A 23,584-nucleotide genomic window follows, 5' to 3' on the forward strand; every position below is an offset into this window, starting at 1 on the left:
AAACAGCAATTGATGGTTCTTTAAGTAGTCGTGATACTGTTTTTTAACAATGGGGCAAGGGTTTTTACGGTGACGCTTTTTTCCTGGTTGCCAACTAAGGGAATTTCCGCGAGCTTTGGGCGCTCTTGTCGCTTTTTCAATTTCTATTAATAAAGTAAAAAATTAGTACATAGTTACAAAGAATGATGTATTGATTTATTTGTAGATAAACTTTATTTTTCTGTAATAATTTCACAGCTATAACTATATAGGCAAGTGAGATTCCCAGCTTTTCACATCAATTTATAAAATTTATAATTTATTGACAAGATACAATCAGAAGTCGGGGATCTTTTAATTCACAGCGATAACATCCAAATGATAGAAGTTGAACACCTCAGTAAAATATATGGTTCTACCGCAGCGATAAGTGATATCACCTTTAGCGTAGAACCAGGAGAAATTTTAGGTTTCTTAGGTCCCAACGGTGCGGGTAAAACCACAACAATGCGGATTTTAGCCGGTTATTTACCAGCAACCAAAGGAACGGCCAAAATAGCAGGGTATGATGTCCATGAAAATTCTCTGGCTATCCGCCAAAAAATCGGCTACTTACCGGAAACACCACCTTTATACCCCGAAATGACAGTTGAGGGATTTCTGCACTTTGTAGCCCGAATTAAAGGGATATCTGCGGGCGATCGCCGTCAAAAAGTGGAAGCAGCTATGCAACGCTGCAACCTGCAAGAAAAACGCAAGGTCATTATTCGTAAGCTTTCTAAGGGTTTTCGGCAACGAGTTGGTATAGCTCAAGCCATAGTACACGATCCCCCGGCCATTATCCTCGATGAACCCACCGTGGGACTAGACCCCAGACAAATTATTGATGTCCGCAACCTGATCAAAAGTCTAGCAGGAACACATACAATTATCCTTTCTACCCACATTCTCCCAGAAGTGAGTATGACTTGTAGCCGTGTAGCTATCATCAACCGTGGAAAAGTCGTAGCTACCAATACCCCAGAAAATTTAATGACGCAGTTAACCGGAGGTTCTGGTTATGAGTTGGAAATTTCTGGAGAACCTGCACTAGCAAAACAGGTATTACAAAATATATCTGGCGTGATTTTGGTAGAATCAATGCCTACCAGTGATCATTATCGTCCCCATCTGCGGGTAATATCCCAACCAGGAACAGAACCAGGAAAAGATATTGCTGCTGCATTAATTCGGGGAGGATTTGATTTATATGAAATGCGAAGGGTTAGCGCTAGTTTGGAAGATGTTTTTTTACAACTAACCACCGAAGAAAAACAATTATCCCCAGAAACAGAAACCACAGAAACAGAAACAACAGAAACAGAAGGAGAAACCATATAAATGGGTATCGTTATTGCTAATATTATTGCCATTTATCGCCGGGAATTACAAAGTTATTTTGTCTCACCTTTGGCTTATGGTATAGCTGGTATTTTTTGGTTTATCTCTGGGTTATTTCTAGTAATGATTCTCATCGGACCAGGGGGAATTTTACCGACAATTGCTACCTATGATGTCCAAGGTCAACAATTTGGAATACCTATTCCACCCATTGATGTCCCCTATGAATTTATCCGGGCATTTTTAGACCGCATTAGTTGGTTATTATTGTTTATTTTACCTATCCTTTCCATGGGACTTTATGCCGATGAACGTAAGCGGGGAACTTTGGAATTATTAGCCACATCACCTATAACTAACTGGGCTGTAGCTGTAGGTAAATTATTAGGAGTGCTAACATTTTTCATCACAATGATTTTACCATTACTGGGATTTGAAGCTCTAGCAATTAGCGAATCAAATCCTCCCATGTCCCCCATTATTCCTATAATTGGTCATTTAGGATTAATCTTACTAGCAGCAGCAATTTTATCTTTAGGAATGTTTGTTTCCTCCTTAACAGATAGTACACTTTTGTCAGCAGTTCTCACCTTTGCTGTGATTATTTTTTTGTTATTAATAGACTCTATTGCTAAAGCTATACCCGGCCCCATTGGACAAGCTTTAGGTCATCTATCTTTACTCAAACATTACAATACATTTATTCAAGGGGTTTTTGATACGAGTGGCTTAATTTTATTTGCCAGTTACATTATTTTAGGCATTTTTTTGACAGCCCAATCAATTGATGCACTACGTTTTCAAAGGCAATAGTTAAAGCATAGGTGACAGGTAGGTGATAGGTGACAGTTAAGAGAGAATAGATATTATTTAATCACCAATCATCAATTTCCCAATCCCCAATTACCCAGTACAAATAATGAAAAAAATACCTAAAAAAAATTTCGTTAAATTTCTCTTTTTGCTTGGCCCATTCTTTTTAACTGTTGGTTTAACAGTTGGTTTAATTGCAGATAAATGGGATTTATTACCTTTAATATTTATCATCCTTGGGTTGTTAATCTGTATTGCTTGGGTAAGTTTGGCACTTTATCAAAGTAAATTTTGGGCTAACCGTTCTACCCAATCTACTACTAATGCTTTAGTAGCAACTTTGGCAGTTTTAACTATTTTAGGGTTAATCAATTTTTTAGGTACACGCTATCAATTCCGATTAGATTTAACAGAAACTCAATTATTTACCCTGGCACCTCAATCAAAGGAATTACTACGTAATTTAGAAAAACCTGTAACAGTTTGGTTATTTACTAGAGATAAAAATCTGCAAGACCAAGAATTATTAGAAAATTATCGTCGTCAAAATCGAAGTTTTAAATTTGAATATATTGACCCCCAAACTAGACCGGGTTTAGCTGAAAAATTCGGGGTTAAAGATTTTGGTGAAGTTTATTTAGAGTTGGATGATAAACGTCAATTAGTCCAAACTGTAAATGAAAATGAACGTCTATCCGAGGTAAGATTAACCAGCAGATTACAACAAGTTATTACTAATAATACTGCTAAAGTCTATTTTCTCCAAGGTCACGGAGAGTTAGAAATAACAACGGCTAAAGACTCTATTTCTCAAGCAGTACAAGGATTAACAGATAAAAGTTTTGCGGCATTACCTCTGAATTTAACAGAACAACCTACAGTTCCTGATGATGCTGCTGTTGTTGTTGTTGCTGGACCAAAACGAGAGTTATTAGCAGGTGAAGTTACCACTTTACAGGATTATCTAAATCGTGGTGGTAATTTAATGTTAATGATTGACCCAAATACTGATCCTAAAATTGATGATTTGCTCAAAGATTGGGGTGTAAAATTAGATAATCGTTTAGCGGTTGATGTCTCTGGACAAAGTTTAGGTCTTGGGCCTGCTGCACCTTCTGTCACAGAATATGGACAACATCCTATTACTAAAGATTTTGGTAATGGTATTTCTTTTTATCCTTTAGCTCGTCCTATTTTAATTGAACCTACTCCTGGTGTTGAATCTACTCCTTTATTAAGAACTAAATCCTATCCTAGTAGTTGGGCAGAAAGCAATCAAAATAGTGAAAGTTTGGAATTTAATGAAGGTGAAGATTTAAAAGGTCCTCTAACTTTAGGTGTCGCATTAACAAGAAAGCTATCTTTACCAACTTCACCAACTCCGACAACTCCCACAAATTCCCCAACTCCCACAAATTCCCCAACTCCCACAAATTCCCCAACTCCCACAAATTCCCCAACTCCGACAACTTCACCAACTCCCACAACTTCACCAACTCCCACAACTTCACCAACTCCCACAACTTCACCAACTCCGACAACTTCACCAACATCAACTGAAGAAAATAATGAGAATAAAATTAATGAGAATAAAACTAAAGAATCTCGGTTAGTAGTGTTAGGAAATGCTGATTTTGCTAAAGATGGTTTATTTCCACAACAATTAAATGGAGATGTATTTCTGAATTCAGTAACTTGGTTGAGTCAACAAGAAAAACAACCTCTTTCTATTCGTCCTAAAGAACCAACAAATCGCCGTATTATTATGTCTACTGCCAAGGCAAATATTTTAAGTATTTCTACTTTGTTAATTTTACCTTTTCTGGGTTTTGCAACAGGGGCAATTATTTGGTGGAAACGAAGATAATTAATTAGTAATTGGTAATACTTATCCTGACTCCTAATAACTGATGAAAAAATCAACTTTAATTTTAATGCTTTTAGCTCTTGGCTTAGGTGGTTTTGTTTATTTTGCTGAAATTAGAGGTGCAAATAAACAGGAAGAAGTTAAACAAACTCAACAACCAATTTTTGCTTTTTCTGCTGATGATGTTCAATCTTTGTCTATTCAGACAAACGAAAGCACTATCAATATAGAAAGGAGTGATAAAGCAGAAGCACCTAAATGGTTACTTAAATCTCCTATTTCTGCAAATGCTAATGATGCCATTGTGACTTATTTAATGGATTTATTGGTAGGTAAAGGTGAGAAAATTACATCAACTACATCTAATCAAATTAGTGAGTTTGGGTTAGATAAACCTTTGGCAACTATTGAGATTAAACTCAAAAATCAACAAAGTCATAAATTGATTATTGGTAAGTCTAATTTTAGTAATAGTTTGTTATATGCTCAGATTGCTCCAGGTAATAATAGTGATGAAAATATGCAGTTATTTTTAGTTTCTAATAATTTCGCTAATGCTGTAAATCGGGAATTGTCAGAATGGCAAGACGTGAGTAACAAAGAAGATGAAAATAGTAAATCAGAGCCTTTACCTGGTTTACCTGACGCTATGAAAAATAATAGTCAATAATTTCATCATACAGGAAATCAAGAAGTCAGAATTTCCCAATTACCCATTACCCATTACCTCTGATAATGAAACCAACCGCAACCTTACTAATTTCTTGTCCTGACAAACGTGGTTTAGTGGCTAAATTTGCTAATTTTATTGATGCTAATGGTGGTAACATTATTGATGCTGATCAACATACAGATTTTGAAGCGGGTTTATTTTTAACTCGGATAGAGTGGCTGTTAGAGGGTTTTAATTTACCAAAAGATTTAATTGGGGCAGCTTTTAATTCTATTGCTCAACCTTTGGGTGCAAAATGGGACTTACATTTTTCTGATACTGTTCCCCGTGTAGCAATTTGGGTAAGTCGTCAAGATCATTGTTTATTTGATTTAATTTGGCGAAATAAGGCTAAGGAATTTAATGCAGATATATCTTTAATTATTAGTAATCATCCCCATTTACAGGCTGTAGCTGCACAATTCGGGATTGATTATTATCATATTCCTATGACTAAGGATAATAAACAGGAACAGGAAATTAAACAGTTAGAATTACTGCAAGAGTATAAAATTGATTTAGTGGTATTGGCTAAATATATGCAGGTGATCAGTGCGGATTTTATTACTAAGTTTCCGCAAATTATTAATATTCATCATTCTTTTTTACCTGCATTTATTGGTGCTAATCCTTACCATCGGGCTTTTGAAAGAGGTGTAAAAATTATTGGTGCAACTGCCCATTATGCCACTGCTGATTTAGATGCAGGGCCAATTATTGAGCAAGATGTAGTTAGGGTGAGTCATCGGGATACTGTGGAAGATTTGATTAGAAAAGGTAAAGATTTAGAGCGAATTGTGTTAGCTAGGGCAGTGCGATCGCATTTACAAAATCGGGTCTTGGTTTATGGGAATAAAACTGTGGTTTTTGAATGATCACAATCAATAGTTTGGTGTTAAAATTTGGCTTAATATTCAAGTAAGAAGCTATATTCAAGAGTTTTTTTGACTAATTTAGATTTTATTATTTAGCTTTATTTTATTAATTTGTCCTATTTTATCGGGTGGGTTAATATCAATGCAATCATCTTTTTTTTACAATCAATTTATTAGTTTGTTATACTATAAATTAAATAAGAAATAAATTATTGAGTCTTTTTAGTGACTAACTAAACTAATGCAATCAGTTTATACTGTAGAATCGCCTAGTATAGAACAGGCAATTGAATATTCTCCTTTAATGGTTTCACCAGATACTCTATTGATTGATGTCATAGTGATGATGAATTTAGGGGGAGGTAGAGCAGTAAAATCTGGGGATAATTTTGATTTTAGTAGTTGTATTTTAGTAGTTGATCAAACTAGCTTAATAGGTATATTCACTTTAAGAGATTTAGTAAAATTAACTGGGTTAGGAATAAATTTATCTCAAGTAAAAGTTTCTGAAGTGATGACAAAACCAGTTATTAGTATAAATTTAACTAAAACAAAAAATGCCCTGGCTGCTTTGTCTGTGATGTGCAAATATCAAATTCATCATTTGCCTGTGGTAGATAAACAAGGGGAATTAGTAGGTTTAATTACTCAAGATAAAATTCGCCAGATTATTGAACCATCTCACCTGTTAAAATTGCGGTCTGTCAAAGAAGTAATGGTGACAGATGTGATTCATGTTTTACCTAATACATCTGTGTTGAAATTATCCCAAATAATGAGCGATCGCCATATTGGTTGTGTGGTAATTGTTGAACCCCAAGAAAAACTATTAATGCCGGTGGGGATATTTACTGAAAAAGATATTATTAAAGCTCAGTTACAGAGAATAAATGTAGCCGAAACCCAGGTACAAACTATGATGAGTAAACCTGTTTTTAGCATTCGTGTAAATGAATCTTTATGGCAAGTTAACCAGTTGATGAAAGAACTGGGAGTGAGACGGTTAGTGGTAGTTGGTGAACAAGGAGAAATGCAAGGACTGGTGACACAAACTAATCTTTTAGAAGTAATTGATCCAGGGGAAGTAATTAAAGTTATTCAAGCCTTAGAAGTAAAGGTTGAGGAACAAACGGAACAACTTAGGAAAAGTAAACTCCAGTTAGAAAAAGAAGTAGTACAACGTCGTTCGGTTGAAAAATCATTACTTGAGGCGCGGGAAAAATTAGAATTAGAGGTAGACAAACGTACTTCTGAATTAGTACAAGCAAATCTACGGCTACAGAAAGAAATAGAAGAAAATAAAAAAGCACAACAGAAAATCCGTGAACAAGCTGCTTTAATTGATTTTTCTACTGATGCCATCTTTGTGAGGGATTTAGAAAATCATATTCTTTTCTGGAGTAACGGTGCGGAAAAATTATATGGTTGGACTGCGGAGGAAAGTGTGGGTAAACAAGCACATAAAATATTCTACCGAGAGTCATTATCTCAACTTGAAGCAGGAATAAAAATTACTTTAGAAACTGGTTCTTGGCAAGGTGAGTTACAACAAATTACTAAAACTGGGCAAGAAATTATTGTTGCTAGTCGTTGGACATTAGTCAAGGATAACTTTGGTCAACCAGAATCTATTTTAGTAGTCAATACTGATATTACCGAGAAAAAGCAACTGGAAACCCAATTTTATCGCGCTCAACGTTTGGAAAGTATAGGTACTTTAGCTAGTGGTATTGCCCATGATCTCAATAATGTTTTTGCACCGATGATGATGATTGCTCAATTGTTACCTTTAAGGTGCAAAAATGCAGATAGTCGGACTCGAGAAATGTTTAAAATTTTAGAAAATAGTTGTCAGCGTGGGTCAAATTTAGTCAAACAAATTCTCACCTTTGCTAGTGGTAAAGAAGGTAAAAATATTCTGTTTCAACCTGGAGTTTTACTCAAAGAATTCGTAACAGTGATTCAAGAAACTTTTCCTAAATCTATTACAATTTCCACCTCTATTCATAGTGATGATTTGTGGATTTTGGAGGCTGATCCGACTCAATTAGAACAGATATTAATGAATTTGGCTGTGAATGCTCGTGATGCTATGCTTAATGGTGGTGTGCTAACAATTAACGCCAGAAATTGTATAATTAGTGATGCCTATAGTAGAAGAAATGTTGATGCTCATGCAGGTGATTATGTTGCTTTTACTATTGCAGATACAGGAACGGGAATTCCTGCACATATTTTAGACCGGATTTTTGATCCTTTTTTTACTACTAAAAATACTGGTGAAGGTACAGGTTTAGGATTATCTACGGTTTTAGGTATTGTTAAAAATCATGGTGGTTTTGTAGAGGTATTGAGTCAAGTCGGTAAAGGCACAAAATTTGAAGTTTTTTTACCCAGGGTAGAGGGAAAAATCAATCACAAAACTATAGAAGGAGAATTACCTAGAGGTAATGGTAATTTGATTTTAGTGATAGATGATGAAGCGGTAATAAGACAAACTACCCAAGAGACTTTAGAAAAGTACGGTTATCAAACTCTAGTAGCTAAGGATGGGAGGGAGGCGATCGCTATTTATGCTCAACATCACCAGGAAATTGAGGCGGTTTTGTTAGATATGGTGATGCCTAATATAGATGGTTTAACTACGATTGGAATACTCAAAAATTATAATTCTCAGGTAAAAGTTATTGCTACAAGTGGTTTACCTTGGCAAGAAAAAGCCATCGCCGCTGGGGCCATAAAGTTTATTTCTAAACCCTACTCTGTGACTGATTTATTGACTACTGTCTTTGATATTTTAGGTAATTGGTAACGGGTTTTAGTTTAGGTTTTTCTCCTGTTCCAACTCCGTTTTCACAAAGCTAGTAAACCTTGATCTGTAAATCATACTACCTTTTTTAATTTGTAACGGTGCATTAGGCGATCGCAAATTTTACAATCATACATCTAACTCTCTGCGACTTTGCGCCTCTGCGTGAAACATCTACTTGATGGTGTGTTACGCTGTTGCTAACACACCCTACCTGACTAAGACAGAATTTTTCAGATAAAATTTTCAATTCTGTTTAATCTTATACGATTTTAAAAATCTTTAGTGGTTATACTGTACACAAAGGTTCTACCTGGGAATTGATGAAGTGGCAAAACAAACCACTTCATTTTTATTTTTTATTTAGTCATTAGTTATTGGTACTAATTATAACTCCTGACTCCTTGATCTCCTTTTAATCATTTACCAATTCATCGTTCCATTTTTCCCGTTTTGGACGCTTTTCTATTTCTCCCATTTCCCCATCACGTATTCTATCTATATACCAAGTTTCCCATTTTAAAGCTTTTTGATTTTCCAAATGATTAACAAATTCAATAATTGATTGATCAAAATCAATCGGAGATTTTAACTTAAACTGAATGCTCCGTAAAATTTTAGCATCATTATTAATAAAATATTCAATCACAAACTGACTCAACCACAAAACCAAAATATTATATAGTTTCCCCACAATACTCTGACGTTTTTTGGCAATAAAAACTGTCATAACTTCTGCCTTTCCAGCTTCAATTATTCGGGATGCAAACATAATATTAAATTGTAGAATACCTATCCCAATAGTAATAAAACCCGTCATTCCATACCAATAACAAAGAGAGAAATTAACAGACTTTTTATAGAAAGGACGAATCAGTTTAATCAAAAAAGAATCAGGACTTTCATCAGTAGTATTGGTAAAAGTAATAGCATTTTCATTTAGTTCCTGTTTTTCAAAATTAAACTCTGATAACAAATTATGGACAGTATTAAAATGTTGAGTATCAATAGCATTGATCATAAAAATATTAGGATGACAATTCATGATCAACCGTTTCCCAAAAGCACTAACACATTCATCCAGTTCTAACTCAGGAATAAAAGGTAAAGGTTGCTGAGGAGTTTCACCAGTCCAAACCCAAACCAAACCGTATTTTTCCCCAGTTGGCCAACTTTTAGTTTTTACCTTAACAGGTTCATCCAAACAAGGAATTTCGACACAAAAACCAGCAGCATCAAACTTCCAATGATGGAAAAAACAGCGTAATTCATTACCTTCAACTGTACCTTCTCCCAGATGAGCGCCAAAATGGGGACAATAAGCATCAAGAATTACAACTTGTTGATCTTCACCACGATAAATTACTAATTCTCTACCCAAAATTGTCACAGGTTTAATTTCACCAACCCCCAATTTTTTAGAAGGTATTACCCAATACCAACCTTCAATAAAACGTTCTGGACGATTAAAAACTTTAGGTTTTTTAGAGTAGTTTAAATTGGTATAATTGACGTTCATTTTTAGATTTTTACTTATAAAAAAGCAGGTAATCTAGAAATATCACGCCATTCTGATAAAAACAGTAATATTAAGTACGGTAATTGCTAATTGGGTAAAATGAACAAATGACTAATAACTAATTACGACTAAAATAAAACAAAACCAAAAAACATTACCAAAAAACATTTTTATTTTTTTTATTTAGCATTACATTCAACAATACCAGGAACAGAAAGTATAGACTGTTCTACATTATTAGTGCAAGAAGCGCAACTCATTCCGTTTATTTTCAGAGTCAGATTATTCATAATAAATTAGCTAATTAGTGATGGGTAATTGGTGATAGGTAATGGGTAATTATAAAAACTTTCACCTGTTCCCTATCACCTGTCACCTAATAACTTCTAATAACTTACGCTGGTGGATAACCAGCAGCAACTAAGGCTTCTTTAATTGCGGTTTCTGAAGCTTGAGTATCAACATTTACAAGTTTGGTTTTAGTGTCTGCTTCCACATTCGCGTTAGCATCTACCGCTTTAACCGCATTGGTAATGTTATTAGCACAAGCAGAGCAAGCCATTCCTGGGACTGTAAGTTTAATTGTCATAACTGTAAATAAGAAAGTGAACAAAAAATGAAGATTCAACTAGATATCTGGCAACTTCTAAGGAAACTAGGAAACAAACGGACTTTTCTTTCAGCACTGTCGCCTATTACCTACTGCAACTACTGATTGATCTCGTACTTGCTCTTTTCATTTCTCAAAGAAGGTCAAGGCATTTCCGCCAAAAATCTATGCTTCTATCACTAAGTTTTTGGCTGATATTCCTTGTCATTCTATTCTAAATCATTCACCTCAATAGAGAAGATAGGTGTTGCTGATTTTAGGGATAAAAATAATTTTGCATACGTTTATACCTTTGTAGAGACGTTACATGGAACGTCTCTGTGGTGTAAGACATATAAACCGAAAATATAGACAAAGGATTTTAGCTGATTTTATTTTGCTATCAGCTACTTATTTTCAGATATGGGTAATTCAATCATAAATTCTGAACCACCTTCAGAAGGTGCTTGAAAAGTTAAACTACCCTTATGAATATCTGTAATTATTTGATAACTGGTATATAAGCCTAAACCTGTACCTTGCTGTTGTGATTTTGTGCTAAAAAATAGCTCAAATATGCGGTCTTTATATTTTTTATCAATCCCAATACCATTATCTCTAATTGTAATTCTAATTTTATTGTCATCCGTAAGTTTGGTCTTAATCCAGATAGTTGGTTGAAAATAAATATCATCACTCACATTCAATTTTGCTACTAAGGCCTCAATGGCATTTTGTAAAATATTCATCACAGCTTGATTGAAGAGATTAGCAAAACCTCTAGCTTCTGGGATATCTGCATAATCTTTAACAATTGTAATACTAATTGAGTCTTTTAAGTCAAATTGATAGCTTAATGTCATTAAAGTGCTATCTATACCTTCATGAATAAGAAAAGGTTTAACTCCTGACTGATCCAAACGGGAAAAAACATGAATAGCTTGAATAACCGAGCGAATTCTTTCTGCTCCTGTATACATGGAATCCAGAATTTTTGTAAAATCAGAATTAATAAAATCTAATTCAACATCATCTATGAAACTTTGAATTTCTGGAGTTGCATTAGGAAATGCTTGCCGATAAAGTTTGACTAACTTTACTAATTTATGACTATATTCAGAGGCAGGAGTAAGATTACATAAAATAAAGCTCAAGGGGTTATTAATTTCATGAGAAATGCCGGCGGCAATTCTACCAGAGTTAATAAGCTTTTCTTGTTGAATTAATTCAGCTTGAGTTTCTTGTAATAACAAAAGAGTTTTTTGTAGTTGCTGATTACGAGATTCTAATTCTCTCTGTAAAGTTTGAATTTTTAACTGCGTCTGAATTCTCACTAAAACTTCTTCTAGTTGAAATGGTTTAGTAATATAATCAATACCTCCTACTTGAAAAGCCTTGACTTTATCAGTTACCTCACTACCTGCACTTAAAAAAATTATGGGAATTGAGCTTGTTATCGGATTACTTTTTAAAGATTCACAGACTTCATAACCACCCATTCCTGGCATATTAATATCCAGGAGTATTAAGTCAGGTTGAATTGTATTGATCGCTGTTAGGGCGGATTTACCGTTAATTGCTTTGCGGACTTGGTAATTATGCTTAGATAAGAAATCAGATAAAAAGCGGATATTTTCTAGCTTATCATCAACGATAAGAATATCAGATGAAATAGTTTTATCCTGAATAGTCATTTGTCAGTGTTTGCTTATTATGAATTGAATACGATTAGTTTTGAGAAAAACACAAGTTTTTATTACCTACTATTATAGGGCTTTTAGTTCTAATTTGCGAATAAATGATCAAGCATTTAAGGCGATTTGACTATATTTCTAGCATCTCTGATTTAATGAATATTTTTTTTATTAGCTTGCCTCTGAATCCTAGTTATTACCATTGCACTAAGCAGATATTTTCAAATCTTACGGCCATAAATATTGATGTAATTTTACTCTGCAATACATAGCATTTAGCATTTAGGAGATGATAACAGGCTAAAATTTAGTAAATTTTTTGGCTCTCAGATGACTTGACTAACTACCGGCTGGGTTACATTTGGGGTAGTATGATATTAGACCACTACTACCCGATTCATAGATATCTGTCAGGTTAACTGCTACTTTTTCTGAAAACCATTCATAATAACATCAGCTATCTTTTCAGCATCTAGAGGCTGGGAGAAAAGAAAACCTTGCCCAAAGGGACAATTTAACAATTTTAATTGTTCCCATTGTTCATTGGTTTCGATACCTTCAGCAATGATATTCATCCCCATATTTTTAGCAATTTGAATCATAGCTTGTACCATACTCAAACTTGCGGGAGTATCTTGTAAACGCTCGATGAAGGAGCGGTCTATTTTCAGATTATCCACAGGGAAAGAATGTAAATAGCTGAGTGATGAATACCCAGTACCAAAGTCATCAATACTTAATTGAATATTTCTTTGCCGAATATTATCAATTACCATAGCAGCGGATGAGGTGTTATCCATAATCGCGGTTTCGGTGATTTCTAACCGTAGGCATTGGGGGGAAATCTGAGTTTCTGCTAAAATATCGTCTATTTGCTGCACAAATTGAGGTCGAGAAAACTGATAAGCAGATACATTAACACTAATGTAAAAATACGGATCAACTATTTTTTGTTCTTGCCAGGAACGAAGTTGAGAACAGGCTTGTTTGAGTATCCATTCTCCCATTTGGATAATCAATCCTGTTTCTTCGGCAATAGGAATAAATTCAGCAGGAGGAATCAAACCCAGGGTAGGATGATACCAACGGATCAAGGCTTCAGTACCAACTATTTTACCTGTGTTTAACTCAATAATAGGTTGATAATGAAGGGTAAATCCTGAAAATTGCATCCCTTTACGTAATTCTGTTTCCATCTGTAATCGCTGACAGGCTTCCTCGTACATTGCCTGAGCAAAGATTTGATATTGATTCTTACCTAAAGATTTAGCTTTATACATGGCTATATCTGCATGACGTAGCAACGCTTCAGGATCACGATAATGGGAACATTCTGTAACCACACCGATACTAAAGGAGAGAAAAACCTCTCTTTCTCTGAGGGTAAAAGAATCTGTAAATCGTTGAAAAATATTTTCGACTATTTCTTTTACCTGTGACTGCTCAGTAATTTGAGTCAGTAAGATCACAAACTCATCCCCACCTAATCTTGCTAGTAAATCTTGTGTATTTAAGATAGATTTTAATCGTTGAGCTACAGCAATCAATAACTCATCTCCGGCTAAATGTCCGAGGGAGTCGTTGATAATTTTAAAGCGATCGCAATCAAGATATAAAACAGCAAATTGATCATGAGGATTTGCTATTTGTTTTTCTATGGATTGCCAAAGTTCTTTCATTAATAAAGCTCGGTTTGGCAGTTTAGTTAAGGAGTCTTGAAAGGCCATCGTCAATAGTTGGTTATTAGCTATTTCTAGTTCTTGGGTTCTTTCTTTTACTCTTTCTTCTAGTCTGGTATTGAGGTCAGAAATAGTTTTATGGGCTTTGATAATAGTTAGTTGATGTTGAACTCTGGCTAATACTTCTTCTATATGAAATGGCTTAGTGATATAGTCTGCACCACCTGCTTGAAAGCCTTGTAATTTATCACTCACTTCATCGGCAGCACTGAGAAAAATGATGGGAATTTTGTTGGTTTTTGGATTTGATTTCAATTGTTGGCAAACTTCATAGCCAGTCATTTCTGGCATTCTAATATCTAACAAAATTAAACTGGGTTGGTCGGTTTTAACTGCCATTAAGGCCATTTTACCGCTAATAGCTTTACGGGTTTGATATCCCTGCTTTTCTAAAATACTAGATAGGAGACGAATATTTTCTAAGACATCATCAACTATTAAAATATTTTTTGGGAAAGTAGATGATGATAAATTCTGTTCTGCCGAGACTATATTATTCATAGATGAGCCTAAATTTTTAGAACTTGTAGTCAATAGGAAACATGAGTTATTAAATATTGCCTGGGGAGTTCAATAATCAGCAATAACCTTGAGGACTGGAACACAAAAAATCATAACAAACATTAGCAAAACATTTGCATACAATTAATATTTGTAAATCTTTGCTGTGATTAGTTGATAGCTGAATGTTTACTTATTACTTACTTGAGTGAGTATCATTAATTGGTCAAACTGATAGTGTTCAATTAATTTTGTTAATGCTGCAATTAGGGATGTTTGAGCGGTGGGAATTTCTGCAACTAATTCTATACATCTATCATCATTACCTTGAGCAGCGGCAAAATTTAATTCATTAATCCATTCACTAGGCATAATTCCTAAAACAGTGCTGTCAAGTATAAATTCTGGTTGCTCGGTTGTGGTTTGAATATTCTCATTTTCTAGATGTTTTTGATAGAGGAATTGAATCTGCAAGTGTTCAGAAAGGGTTGATAAAATTTCTTCTCGACGGAATGGTTTACTCACAAAGTCATCACAACCTGCCATTAATGTATGTTGTCGCTGTTCAGCAAAGGCACTGGCAGTCAGAGCAATAATTTTTGTTTTTTCGGGTTTTATTCCCACTGTTAATTCTTGCTCTTGGAAACGAATTTGTTGAGTAGCTGCATAGCCGTCAAGAATAGGCATTTGCATATCCATAAAGATTAAATCTGGTTTGTATTCCTGCCAGACAGCGATTGCCACTTGTCCGTTTTCGGCTTCATGTACTTCTAAACCTAAATTCTTTAAAATTTGTCTCAGTAGTAGTCGGTTAGTAGCATTATCTTCAACTATTAAAATGCGATAGTGTTGCTCTGGAGCAATACCCACCACATCATCAAAGTTTAATAATTTATCATCGGTTTTTTCTTGGGCTATACTGGTTTGGATATTAAAGCTAAAACAACTACCTTTATCTACTTGACTGCTGACAGTAATTTCCCCCCCCATTAATTCTACAAATTTCTGACTAATTCTTAAACCTAAACCTGTTCCTTCTTTAGATATTTGTCCGGCTTTTGCTTGCTGAAATGGTTGGAATAATTGACCAATTTCTGCTGATTCAATACCTAATCCTGTATCTTCTACTTCAAATTTGAGATTGATCATTGATGAAGAATTGGATTCTCCTGTTTGATGATCATTTATTTGTTTAGCTCGTAGAATAATACTTCCTTTTGCTGTAAACTTAATTGCATTACCCAGCAAATTTATTAATACCTGGCGCAGTTTATTTTCATCAGATTTAATATATTGTGGTAAATTCACATCATAGTCAAAGTTTAGTTTTAAACCTTTAGCTTTGGCTTTGAGTTGCAGCATGGCGGCTAAGGAAAAAAGTAGTTTATGTAAGTCGAATTCTGTTTCACATAGTGTTGTTCTTCCTGCTTCAATTTTAGACATTTCTAACACATCATTAATGAGGGAGAGCAGATGCTCACCGCTGTTATTAATAATTTCAATATATCTGCGATGGTCAGAACTAAAGGATTGATCTTGCTGCATTAATTGAGTAAAGCCAAGAATAGCATTCAGTGGAGTTCTTAGTTCATGGCTCATGTTAGCTAAGAATTCACTTTTGGCGCGGTTAGCTGCGTCTGCTTCGTCTTTGGCTATTTGTAATTCTTCTGCTTGTTTCTGGACTTGGGCAAATAGTTCTGCTTGTTGTACAGCTACTCCTAATTGATTACCTATTTGGGTGACAATTCCTATTTCTGCATTTTGCCACTGTCGGGGTTGGTCATTTTGATAAACTGCCAATAAACCCCACAGTTGATGTTTACAGAAAATGGGAGTAATGATATAAGCTCTAGCTTGTAACTCTTCGAGTAGATTCAAATAGCAATCGTTAAACCCAGCGGTGTATATGTCGGTAACACAGCAATAGCTATTTTTTTTATTCAATGAACCACCTTGGTTTTCCTTTAAATAGGTATCACGACTGATTACTTCTGCTGTACTCAGTTTAGTGGTTATACAGTTCTGATCATCCACAGCTACCTGGGTAAGTTGGGGATCATCTGCCCTGCCTGGGAGCATCATATTCCAATCTTCAGTCACAGACTCCGAGACTAATTTGCCACTCCAGTCTGGGTTAAAACGGTAAATGAGGACGCGATCGCAAGCTAAAGTATGGCGTAATTCATGGGTTGTCACCGTAAAAATAGATTCCAAGTCCAAGGTTTGGCGCATTCGTAAAATTATGCCGTTGATGGCTTTTTCCCTTTCTGCCATCACTCTTAAAGTTGTTTCTACGGCCACACGTTCACTAATTTCATTTTCTAGGGCATTATTGGCAGCAACTAAAGCTACTGTGCGCTCCTTGATTCTGGTTTCTAAACTATTATAAGCTTGTCGTTTTTCTTCCTCTGCCCACTTACGTTGTAATTCAGCGGCAGCACGGGCAGCAAAGATACTGAGAATGGCTTGGGTTCGCTCATTGGTAATTACAGGTTTAACATCAATAATACAAAGATTGCCAATTATTTGCTGATTTACATCCAGTAGTGGTATACCTACATAGCCTTGAGCATCAATTTCTTTTAGCAATGGGGCATTGGGAAACGATTCTTGAAGATTATTTGCATAGGAACATATCATTTTTTTTTCCAAGACTACTTGGCAAGGAGTTCCCGTTAATTCATATTCAATATTTTCTACTAAATCGGTAGTATTCCATAAAGCAATTGTACGTAATTTTTGCTGGGAATTATCGGCAAATTCAGATACTAGCACGTAGCTGGTATTTAAGGCTTCCGCGAGGTTTCGTGCTAGAGCTTTAAAAAACTCTTCGCCAGTAACAGTGGCAGTTCCTATCACAATGCTTTGTAAGGTTTCCTCCGCTCGTTTTCGCTCTGCTATTTGCTGTTGTAGTTCTTGGTTAATTTTTTCTAGCTGTTCTGGAGTTCTCAAGGCTAAAAATTTCGGTAGTAATTCCACTAATTGTAAAGCAGTATAACAAGAAACTAAAGCTGTAAGAGCGCGTTCAATCCCAGATATCCAATAGTTAGGATGCCACAATGTCCAAATATCTAAAAGATGCCCCACACCACAAAGAATTATAAATGCACCAAATAAGATAAAAACGTTAGAGAAAGGAATATCTTCGCGCTTTTTGACAAAGTAGATTAACATTGCCGGAATCGAAAAATAGGCGATCGCAATTAATAAATCACTAACTAAATGTAGTCCCACTAAGGGAGTTTGCCACAGATAACAATGTCCATGTGGTATGTAATAGTTAGATGCTAATGTATTTGTTACTAAAAGTATAGTTCCTGCCATTGTTCCCTCTTGTAAACTTTAATTTAAGCACTTATCTTTATTAAAGGTATTTGAGAATATCAACTCTAATATTACTTACTGCAAATTTTCATATTTTTAACGTGGTATCAGGAAAGTCAAAATAGTTAAAATAGCCAAAATTGCTCTTTTTTTTCTTTTTAACTTGCACATTAGCAAACCATAGAGGTTGATATGAGCAAATTTACTGACCTGACTAGCAACACCCTGTAAATATAACTAAATAAAATTGTGGCATAATCGGCCAGCAAATGCTATTGACGATAGAAATTTAAGTCAGTAACTTAACAATCTCAAAGTGAGATTATCACTGAACTATCCGCAGGTGATAAAGAAGTATTGGAATTAATCCCAAAATTACTCGATGCGATACCTTCGGTAAGCTTCGCTAACCCATTACCTATGGAGAAAGACAAAGGGAGCCAAACTGGGTAAATCAGTCCGAATAGTACGCAGACTGGTTTTTGCAACGCGGCTTTCAGGCTCTATCCCTTATGAAACAAGCTGTTTAGCCACCTTGTCACCTGTTAAGCAAAAATTCTCTAAAACCGGATAAATGCCTGAAAGTCCTGAAAATGCGTAGCTTGGTCACTTGTGATGCTATTGTTGGACAATAATTCTTTAAAAGTGACAATAATAATTTGATGTACAAATGGAGAATAGGAGACTCGAACCCCTGACCTCTGCGGTGCGATCGCAGCACTCTACCAACTGAGCTAATTCCCCTTGCGGATGCTGAAGTCAAAATAGCAATTACATCTTAACACTCAGAATCTACAATTTTCACATCTTGTTGCGAAAAAATCTCCCGCACCCGTTCTAATTCTAAATCAGTTAAATAGTCAACCGTCCAGTTCGCTTGGCGTTGTAGCATATGAAAGGGGTAGGTGTTAGCAACTCCTAAAACTTGCATCTGAGCGCGTTTTGCTGCTTGAATCCCATCAGGAGTATCTTCAATAGCTAAACATTCCTGACTTTGCAGATTTAAATCTGGATATGCTTGATTTAATTTTTCTACAGCCAACAAATAACCCTCTGGTTGGGGTTTACAGGTTCTAATATCATCACCAGCAACGATGACATGAAAAACATCATTCAGTTTAGCTCGTTGTAGAACAGTGTCTATTTCTTGATGTAGCGCGCAACTAACTAAACCTAGTTTAAGATTTTGCGATCGCATCTGAAAAATTAAATCTTCGATTCCCGAATACAAAGGTAACTTTTCTAGCTTTTCTAGTTCCTGCACATAAGCTTTAGCCTTACGGTTAAGCAACTGAACTAAATACTCTTCTGTTACCAACCTACCACGATGTTTGAGCAAGTCTTGAAAATAAGCGCGATCGCTCCTACCCAGACAAGTTTGACGTTCAAGGGGCTTTTGTGGTTGCAAATTTTCCTGTAACAGAATCTCATCTATCAATTTTAAGTGAATTGGTTCATCTTTAATAATGACACCATTGAAATCTAATAATACCGCTTTTAAACTCATGCCACTATACAAAAAACTGAATAATGTTGGCAAAGCCCTAATTATATTACCACAGCATCACTACCAACCCCGACCCCAGTAAAAGTTAATAAACTGGGTTTTTGATTTTGCCCTATTGACAGGTAAATATATTATGTAGTATATTTGTAATATAAAAGTCGTAAAATCTCAAATTATGAATTACCATGCAGACAAAAAACTAAATCTTTGGAAAAATTAATCTTTTACTTTTGACTTAATTTTATGCCTTACGAACAACTAGGAATTAACACACCATCACCTGTATTATCTTGGGCAAATCATCCCTTAGCCTCCGATGAAACCAAAATGGCAAAAAATGTTGCCTCCTTGCCATTTGTATTTAAACACGTGGCTTTAATGCCCGATGTTCACTTAGGAAAAGGAGCATTAGTCGGTTCAGTAATTGCCACCAAAGAAGCAATTATGCCCGCTGCTGTCGGGGTAGATATTGGTTGCGGTATGAGTGCCATAAAAACGCCATTTACAGGTGAACAATTAGCAGGAAAACTCAAGAAAATTCGCCAAGATATTGAAGCAGCAATTCCCACCGGATTTAATGCTAATGATAAAGTTGAAAAATCAGTCACAAATTGGCAACGCTGGAGTAATTTCCAAGACTTACATCGTGGGGTGCAAGACTTAGAAAGTAAAGCCATGAAACAAATGGGTTCTCTGGGTGGGGGTGAAAAATTGCCCCATCTTACAGTAATGTAGGATTAAAAACTCGTCCAAATCGGTGAAAGCTGAGATGCTAATACCGAGGGAAGCGGTAAAACGCCCCGTAGAGAGTAGAGGGACTTGGGCATCCTGATATATTAGTCAATTTATGAGGATGAAGGTGTACTCCGAACTATACCGAACAAGAAGGTATAGAATCAAGCAGAAATGACTTGATCAATTGCCACTTTCATTGATGATATTGTGGAATTATGGAAACCACTAATATCACACTCAATCACTCTGATTATGCCTACCTATTCGGCTTCATTCAAACTGATGGTAATTTATACAATAACACTCGTGATCGAGGTCGTTTAAGTATAGAAATTCATAAGCAAGATGAAGATATATTGTGGGCTTTCCAGAATCTGATACCGTTTAATTCTTCTATTATGGAAGTATTAAGTAGAAGTCGAAACAGTATTCAACTTAGACTGTGGAGACTGAATAAGCTTAACAGGCAATTAGTAACAAATTGAATCATTTTATCGAAGTTTGTCTCGATACAGAGAACCAAGTTTGGCTAATGTTACATTCCGGTTCAAGGAACATTGGTAATAAACTAGCCCAATGTCATATTGACACAGCTAAACAACTAGCAAAAATGGCAGGTGAGAAATTACCAGATCCAGATTTAGCTTATTTCGTAACTGGAACACCGGAATTTCAAGCCTATTGGCGAGATTTACAATGGGCGCAAAATTATGCACATTTTAACCGAGATGTAATGATGTCACGGTTTAAAAAAATCATCGAAAAACATCTGAATGGAGGTAAAACAACTAAGCCTTTATTAGAAGTAAATTGTCATCATAATTACGCCGAAAAAGAAGTACATTTTGGCGAAGAAGTGTATGTCACTCGTAAAGGTGCAGTCAGAGCTAAACAAGAAGATTATGGGATTATTCCTGGTTCAATGGGAGCAAAATCTTTCATTGTTAAAGGTAAAGGAAACGCTCATAGTTTCTGTTCTTGTTCCCACGGTGCTGGGCGGTTAATGTCCAGAGCAAAAGCTAAAAGATCATATACTCTAGATGATTTAATTGCCCAAACAGAAGGGGTAGAATGTCGTAAGGATACAGGAGTTTTAGATGAAATTCCCGGTGCTTATAAACCCATTGAACAGGTAATGGAAAACCAAGCAGACTTAGTAGAAGTAGTTGCAACCCTCAAACAAGTTCTCTGTGTTAAAGGTTGAATTTACCTGATTTGTAGAATAAATTAGTAGGGTTTTAGCAATGCTAAACCCTCTTTTTATGAGTGTTATAGTGTCGCTTTCTTACCACTATTATGATATAAATACTATTTACTATCAACATAAATTTCCCACATCTGCCGATAGGCTTTTTCCATTTCCCTAGTAAACTTTTCACCATTCCATAAAGGTGCATTCTTTTTCCCTTGTTTTAATTTCCAAGACACTTCTTTTCTTAAATTTTCATCTTTACCTAACTTGACTCCCCATTCCACATATTCCTCATCACTCCAAGCTATACCTTCTGTAATACCTGCATTCATCATCATTCCATAACTATTACGGGCTGCAAATTGTTTTCCGACTTTAGTAACTAAAGGAATTTCTCTCCACAGAGTTTCTAAAGTTGTGGTTGCACCGTTGTACGGAAAAGTATCTAACACCACATCAGCAATACTAAGATTAGCTCTGTGAATAGCTTCTGTAGCCATAATAGGTAAAAACTTAAACCGATTTATATCAACACCTTTTAATTCTGCTATTTCTTCATAAAATTTCTGAGTTGCTTCCTCATCAGCGTATCCTTTAATTAGTAAGTAACTATTCGGTACTTGTTTAATAATTTCTACTTGCAATTTACTATGGTCAAGATGTCGTTTATAACCGCTTTGTGTGACGAAATAAATAATTGCATCATCAGAAATATCTAATTCTTCTCTTCTTAAAGTTGGAACATTCACCTCAAAACCATCAACTGCAACGTAGGTTTGTGGTAAACGCCAGATTTTTTCTTGATAGTAATCTTGGGCATTTTCTGGCAAGACATAATCATCAGCAATAAAATAATCAATCGTTGATAAACCCGAAGCATCTAAGCCTAACCAAGTAACTTGTATTGGTGCTGGTTTAATTGCTAAAATCTCCACAGAAAGGTCGAAAGTTAAACTATCCAAATCTACTAAAATATCAATTTCATCTTCATGAATTTGTTTAACAACTTCATGATTTTGATTTGTACCATAACTATATGATTTGTCTGATTTTTCTCTAAACCAATCTTGTAAGCCATCATCATTTTTAGTAGGTAACATCATATAGGAATAAATCTGAAAATTTTCCCGATTATGATGAGTAAATAGCCAGCGAGAAATCCAACCTACTGAATGCTGTTTAAGAAAACTGGATATGTAGCCGATTTTTAAAACTTTATTTTTTTCTTTATTACTAGGCTGGGAATAACGATATTGTTTAATAATATCTTGATCATAAATTTCTATATTTTTCAAACACAAATTCATCAAATCATTTTGCAGAGGACGAATTCTTGCGGGTTCATCTTGAAAATATGGAAAGAAGAACATCGAAGTAAATAGGCGTGATATCAAGGCATTGTTATTAATAACGGGAGATTCTGCAATCAGCGCAGCAATTAATTCTTCTTGTTTTTTAATAGTAGTATAAGCCTCATCCCAATACCCTGTGGAAGCCATTAATGCTCGGAGTAATGTTTGATGAGCATATACTTTTTGTGTTAATGTCTCTGAATACAAAATCAATTTTTTCGCAGTATTAATTCCTTGTTCATATTGATATGAATCTTGGTAAGCTGTACTTAATTGTAAGAGAATATCTTGATTTTCAGGACTTATTGGTAATAAAATTTCTAGAATTTGGGCTGCATGATAATTTCTTTTCAAAACATTCCTGATATTGATAACACCAGCAACCACAATATATCTAAACTCACGGATATTCTGGTCTTGATGTTTAATGATATTAGTAAAGATTTTAATAAAGTCCAATATATAACGCGCTAAAGGTGTTAACTCTAAAATATTTTTAGTAACCTTTAAAATTAAATTAGAGTCAATCTGGTTATAATCAGAGATTGATTCCAGAGTTTCCAGAAGATTTAATTCACCCCAATACGCATCATCTAAGATTTTTAATTGAATAGCTAAATCAAAACTCGATAATAAATTATTAACATCTGTAGGGTTAATACTTCTCAGATGTTGGCGAATTGTCCAGGCTAATTTTTTCTCCTCTAATTGTTCTTGGCGTTCTGCTTCTTCCCTTAATACTTGACTTAATTCTAATGTCCAAACTTCAATTTCTGCATCATCATCTGCTTCACCCATGCCTAAAAACCAAGTTAGGGTAGCTTCTTCTTCCTCACCTTGTAATAGCAAACATAATCCCAAATACCAGTAATTAAGTTTTAGCTCTGGTTCAGTTTCAATAGCTTGTTCAAAGTAATTAGCTGCTTTTTGATAATCACCTTGAATAATATATTGATATCCTTCTTCAACTTTCATAGACTGATTATTCATGGTCTTT

14 protein-coding genes, 1 tRNA gene and 2 pseudogenes are annotated in these 23,584 nt (G+C 35.2%); 8 read left to right on the forward strand and 9 right to left on the reverse strand.

Translation table 11 applies throughout. The annotated features are described in order from the left end of the window. Positions 1–357: 357 nt before the first annotated feature. The 6 genes from WJM97_RS08950 (at position 358) to WJM97_RS08975 (ending at position 8,438) form a co-directional block, all read left to right on the forward strand. The gene (locus WJM97_RS08950; protein WP_353932692.1) at positions 358–1,359 is read left to right on the forward strand and encodes an ABC transporter ATP-binding protein; all 1,002 of its coding nucleotides are present in this window, start codon (positions 358–360) and stop codon (positions 1,357–1,359) included. Beyond that, the gene (locus WJM97_RS08955) at positions 1,360–2,172 is read left to right on the forward strand and encodes an ABC transporter permease (RefSeq protein ID WP_353932693.1); all 813 of its coding nucleotides are present in this window, start codon (positions 1,360–1,362) and stop codon (positions 2,170–2,172) included. Positions 2,173–2,278: 106 nt separating this feature from the next. Further along, positions 2,279–4,039 carry a Gldg family protein gene (locus WJM97_RS08960; protein WP_353932694.1) on the forward strand — a complete coding sequence of 587 codons (1,761 nt, stop codon included), beginning with the start codon at positions 2,279–2,281 and terminating at the stop codon, positions 4,037–4,039. A 43-nt stretch (positions 4,040–4,082) separates the two neighbouring features. Continuing rightward, a complete protein-coding gene (locus tag WJM97_RS08965) occupies positions 4,083–4,709 on the forward strand; it encodes a DUF4340 domain-containing protein (protein ID WP_353932695.1) in 627 nt (208 codons plus the stop codon). Between the two features lie 62 nt (positions 4,710–4,771). Next, positions 4,772–5,626: a formyltetrahydrofolate deformylase gene (purU, locus tag WJM97_RS08970; protein WP_353933134.1), complete on the forward strand. Its 855-nt coding sequence runs from the start codon at positions 4,772–4,774 to the stop codon at positions 5,624–5,626. Positions 5,627–5,867: 241 nt separating this feature from the next. Continuing rightward, positions 5,868–8,438, forward strand: coding sequence for a CBS domain-containing protein (locus WJM97_RS08975; protein ID WP_353932696.1), 2,571 nt, complete (start codon positions 5,868–5,870; stop codon positions 8,436–8,438). A 412-nt stretch (positions 8,439–8,850) separates the two neighbouring features. On the opposite strand, the gene WJM97_RS08980 is transcribed toward WJM97_RS08975, so the two are convergent. The 8 genes from WJM97_RS08980 to WJM97_RS09015 all read right to left on the reverse strand — a co-directional run bounded on the left by WJM97_RS08980 (position 8,851) and on the right by WJM97_RS09015 (position 19,308). Continuing rightward, a complete protein-coding gene (locus tag WJM97_RS08980; RefSeq protein WP_353932697.1) occupies positions 8,851–9,954 on the reverse strand; it encodes an aromatic ring-hydroxylating dioxygenase subunit alpha in 1,104 nt (367 codons plus the stop codon). Positions 9,955–10,133: 179 nt separating this feature from the next. Continuing rightward, a complete protein-coding gene (locus WJM97_RS08985) occupies positions 10,134–10,244 on the reverse strand; it encodes a cation transporter (RefSeq protein WP_353932698.1) in 111 nt (36 codons plus the stop codon). A gap of 104 nt (positions 10,245–10,348) precedes the next feature. Beyond that, on the reverse strand, positions 10,349–10,543 hold the full coding sequence (locus WJM97_RS08990; RefSeq protein WP_353932699.1) for a heavy-metal-associated domain-containing protein: 195 nt from the start codon (positions 10,541–10,543) through the stop codon (positions 10,349–10,351). Between the two features lie 407 nt (positions 10,544–10,950). After that, on the reverse strand, positions 10,951–12,237 hold the full coding sequence (locus WJM97_RS08995) for a response regulator (protein WP_353932700.1): 1,287 nt from the start codon (positions 12,235–12,237) through the stop codon (positions 10,951–10,953). 422 nt (positions 12,238–12,659) lie between these two features. Then, positions 12,660–14,477, reverse strand: coding sequence for an EAL domain-containing protein (locus WJM97_RS09000; protein WP_353932701.1), 1,818 nt, complete (start codon positions 14,475–14,477; stop codon positions 12,660–12,662). A 189-nt stretch (positions 14,478–14,666) separates the two neighbouring features. Further along, on the reverse strand, positions 14,667–17,801 hold the full coding sequence (locus WJM97_RS09005) for a GAF domain-containing protein (protein WP_353932702.1): 3,135 nt from the start codon (positions 17,799–17,801) through the stop codon (positions 14,667–14,669). A 671-nt stretch (positions 17,802–18,472) separates the two neighbouring features. Next, positions 18,473–18,545: transfer RNA gene (locus tag WJM97_RS09010), tRNA-Ala, on the reverse strand. A 34-nt stretch (positions 18,546–18,579) separates the two neighbouring features. Further along, complete coding sequence (locus WJM97_RS09015; protein ID WP_353932703.1) at positions 18,580–19,308, reverse strand: HAD family phosphatase; 729 nt, start codon at positions 19,306–19,308, stop codon at positions 18,580–18,582. Between the two features lie 243 nt (positions 19,309–19,551). On the opposite strand from WJM97_RS09015, the pseudogene WJM97_RS09020 reads away from it, so the two are divergent. Further along, positions 19,552–20,013: pseudogene (locus tag WJM97_RS09020) on the forward strand (RtcB family protein); the annotation flags it as partial. Between the two features lie 514 nt (positions 20,014–20,527). Then, a pseudogene (locus WJM97_RS09025) lies at positions 20,528–21,247 on the forward strand (RtcB family protein); the annotation flags it as partial. Between the two features lie 104 nt (positions 21,248–21,351). Here WJM97_RS09025 and WJM97_RS09030 read toward each other — a convergent pair. Then, the gene (locus WJM97_RS09030) at positions 21,352–23,577 is read right to left on the reverse strand and encodes an O-linked N-acetylglucosamine transferase, SPINDLY family protein (protein ID WP_353932704.1); all 2,226 of its coding nucleotides are present in this window, start codon (positions 23,575–23,577) and stop codon (positions 21,352–21,354) included. Positions 23,578–23,584: the final 7 nt, after the last annotated feature.

Source organism: Okeanomitos corallinicola TIOX110 (assembly GCF_038050375.1).
GTDB lineage: Bacteria > Cyanobacteriota > Cyanobacteriia > Cyanobacteriales > Nostocaceae > Okeanomitos > Okeanomitos corallinicola.

Coding starts and splice junctions, on each gene's coding strand:
- WJM97_RS08950 (WP_353932692.1), top strand. CDS start 358: ATGATAGAAGTTGAACACCTCAGTAAAATATATGGTTCTACCGCAGCG.
- WJM97_RS08955 (WP_353932693.1), top strand. CDS start 1,360: ATGGGTATCGTTATTGCTAATATTATTGCCATTTATCGCCGGGAATTA.
- WJM97_RS08960 (WP_353932694.1), top strand. CDS start 2,279: ATGAAAAAAATACCTAAAAAAAATTTCGTTAAATTTCTCTTTTTGCTT.
- WJM97_RS08965 (WP_353932695.1), top strand. CDS start 4,083: ATGAAAAAATCAACTTTAATTTTAATGCTTTTAGCTCTTGGCTTAGGT.
- WJM97_RS08975 (WP_353932696.1), top strand. CDS start 5,868: ATGCAATCAGTTTATACTGTAGAATCGCCTAGTATAGAACAGGCAATT.
- WJM97_RS08980 (WP_353932697.1), bottom strand. CDS start 9,954: ATGAACGTCAATTATACCAATTTAAACTACTCTAAAAAACCTAAAGTT.
- WJM97_RS08985 (WP_353932698.1), bottom strand. CDS start 10,244: ATGAATAATCTGACTCTGAAAATAAACGGAATGAGTTGCGCTTCTTGC.
- WJM97_RS08990 (WP_353932699.1), bottom strand. CDS start 10,543: ATGACAATTAAACTTACAGTCCCAGGAATGGCTTGCTCTGCTTGTGCT.
- WJM97_RS08995 (WP_353932700.1), bottom strand. CDS start 12,237: ATGACTATTCAGGATAAAACTATTTCATCTGATATTCTTATCGTTGAT.
- WJM97_RS09000 (WP_353932701.1), bottom strand. CDS start 14,477: ATGAATAATATAGTCTCGGCAGAACAGAATTTATCATCATCTACTTTC.
- WJM97_RS09005 (WP_353932702.1), bottom strand. CDS start 17,801: ATGGCAGGAACTATACTTTTAGTAACAAATACATTAGCATCTAACTAT.
- WJM97_RS09015 (WP_353932703.1), bottom strand. CDS start 19,308: ATGAGTTTAAAAGCGGTATTATTAGATTTCAATGGTGTCATTATTAAA.
- WJM97_RS09030 (WP_353932704.1), bottom strand. CDS start 23,577: ATGAATAATCAGTCTATGAAAGTTGAAGAAGGATATCAATATATTATT.